The organism is Streptomyces sp. NPDC031365 (assembly GCF_055569765.1).
In genome coordinates this window covers 1-2,747 of record NZ_JBVIIM010000077.1, presented here as the reverse complement: position 1 = coordinate 2,747, position 2,747 = coordinate 1, and the positions used below count along the sequence as shown (strand labels likewise).

Genomic DNA, 2,747 nt, shown 5'->3' with positions numbered 1-2,747 from the left:
TTGTCGGAGCCGGTGGTTCCTGTGGTGTCGACGGTGACGGGTGAGCGTGCGGGTGTGGGGGTGTTGTCGGATCCGGGGTATTGGGTGCGGCAGGTCCGGGAGCCGGTGTTGTTCCATGCGGGTATGGGGGTGCTGGCCGCGGAGGGTGTGTCCCGGTACGTCGAACTCGGGCCGGGTGGCGTCCTCACCGCCATGGCCCAGGAGTCACTGCCGGGACCTGGTGCCGGGACTCCCGGCACGTCCCTCACGTCCGTCCCTCGGCGGCTGACCAGCGTGCTGCGTGACGGACGCCCGGAGACCGCCACGGCGGCCACCGCCTTGGGCGAGCTGTACTGCTGGGGCGTAACCGTCGACTGGAACGCCGTGTTCGCCGCCACAGGGGCGAGCGGTGTGGAACTCCCCACCTATCCCTTCAACGAGCGCCGCTACTGGCCGGTCGAACGCGCGCGAAGCACGAAGGACACGGCGGACCTCGCGGGACTGCTCTACGGCATCGCCTGGGAGCCGCTGACCCCACGTCCGGCGGCGCAACCCACCGGAACGTGGCTCGTGGTTTCGGACCGCGACGACGATCTCGTCGAAGACTGCCTGCACGCCCTGACCGAAGCCGGCGCCGACGTGGTGAGGCTGCCGCTGACCGACGAGAGCCGGGACGAGGTCAGGAGCCGACTTGACCAGGCGCTCGACGGCGCCTCGCCCACGGCCGTGTTCGCGGTGCTGCATGGGGAACGGGCGCCCGCACTGGCCGTCTCCCTGCTGCAGGCATTGGCGGACAGCGGGCGAGAGGCGCCTGTCTGGGCAGCCACCAGGGCAGGAGTCTCCGTCCCCGGCACCGCCGATTCCGCTGTCGATCCGGGGCAGGCCCAGATCTGGGGTCTCGGCCGTGTCGCCCGGCTGGAGATGCCCGGCAGCTGGGCAGGTGTGATCGATCTGCCCGAACGTCTGGACGAGACGTCCGCACGGACGCTCACCGAGCTGCTGGGCGGCGCCAGCGAGGAGGAGACCGCCCTGCGCCCCGGTGGCGCCTACGCCCGCCGTCTCACGCGTATCAGGACCACGCCCGCCACCGGCGGTTGGGCACCGTCCGGGACCGTGCTCATCACCGGTGGCACGGGCGCCCTGGGCGCACATGTCGCCCGGCATCTCGCCCAGGCGGGCACGCCTCATCTGCTGCTGGTCAGCCGCCGGGGAAGCGAGGCTCCCGGCGCCGCGGAGCTGGTCGCCGACCTGGAGGACCTCGGGGCCGCCGTCACGATCGCCGCCTGTGACGTCTCGGACGGGGAAACCGTCGCCGCGCTCGTCGCGGCGATCCCCGCCGAGTACCCGCTGCGGGCCGTTGTCCATACGGCGGGCATCCTGGACGACGGTGTCCTGACCTCCCTCACACCGGAGCGCCTGGACTCCGTTCTGTCCTCCAAGCTCGAGGGCGCTCTGATCCTGGACCGTCTGAGCCGGGACCACGACGTGGAGGACTTCGTCCTCTTCTCGTCCTTCGCGGGAGTCGTCGGCACCGCGGGGCAGGCCAACTATGCGATGGCCAACGCCGCGTTGGACGCGGTTGCCGAGCGCCGCCGGCAGGCGGGGCTGCCGGCCACCTCGGTGGCCTGGGGAGCCTGGCAGGGCGAAGGAATGGCCGCCGCGGACGGTGCGACGAAGGACCGCATGCGCCGCACCGGCTTCCGCGCGATGAGTCCGCGGACAGCGCTGCGAGCCCTCGACCTGGTGGTGCGTCACGACCGGCCCTGCGTCCTGGTCGCCGATCTCGACTGGGACCGCCACGTCCAGGCGCAGGCCGGCGCCGCGCGCAGGCCACTGCTCGCCCATCTCGTCACCCCGCGGGCCGAAGCGGACGCCGGGCGTCCCGCTCTGCTGAGGGGACGGACGACCGCCCAGCAGCTCACCGAACTTCTCGAGCTGATCCGCTCGCACACCGCCCAGTTGCTGATGCACGAGTCCGCCGCCGCCGTGGACGCGCAGAAGTCGTTCCGCGCTCTGGGCTTCGACTCCCTCGCCGCCGTCGAGCTGCGCAACCGGCTCGCGACGACCACTGGCCTCGCCCTGCCTGTCTCGCTCGCCTTCGACTACCCCAGTCCTCAGGTTCTGGCCGAGTATCTGCAGGGTGAACTGGCCGGCGACCCGCTGGTGCCGGAGACATCGGCGAGAACCGCCCACCGGGAAGCCGACACGGCGGACCCGGTGGTGATCGTGGGCTCGGCCTGCCGGCTTCCCGGCGGCGTCCGTTCGGCGGAGGATCTGTGGCGACTCGTCACGTCCGGAGGTGACGCCATCGGCCCGTTCCCCGAGGACCGTGGCTGGGACCTGGACGCGCTCTTCGACCCTGATCCTTCGGTGCCCGGTACGACCTACACCACTGGTGGCGGTTTCCTCGAGGAAGTCACCGAGTTCGACGCCGACTTCTTCGGTATCGCACCGCGGGAGGCCCTGGCCATGGACCCGCAGCAGCGGCTGCTGCTGCAGACCTCGTGGGAACTCTTCGAGAACGCGCGTGTCATCCCGCGAGACCTGCGCGGCAGCCGGACTGGCGTGTTCGTCGGCTCCAATGGCCAGGACTACACCGACCTCGTGGCCCGCTCCGCCGACCATCTGGAGGGCTACCTCGGCACCGGCAACGCGGCCAGTGTCGCGTCGGGCCGTCTCTCGTACTTCTACGGGTTCGAGGGGCCGGCGCTGACGGTGGACACGGCGTGCTCGTCGTCCCTGGTCGCGTTGCACCTCGCGGCCGACGC

At 71.5% G+C, this 2,747-nt stretch carries 1 protein-coding gene; it reads left to right on the top strand.

What is annotated here, in order from left to right; translation table 11 throughout:
• Window positions 1-123: 123 nt before the first annotated feature.
• The coding region (locus ACZ5C2_RS38530) for a type I polyketide synthase (protein WP_468801617.1) at window positions 124-2,747 on the top strand (2,624 nt) is incomplete at its 3' end.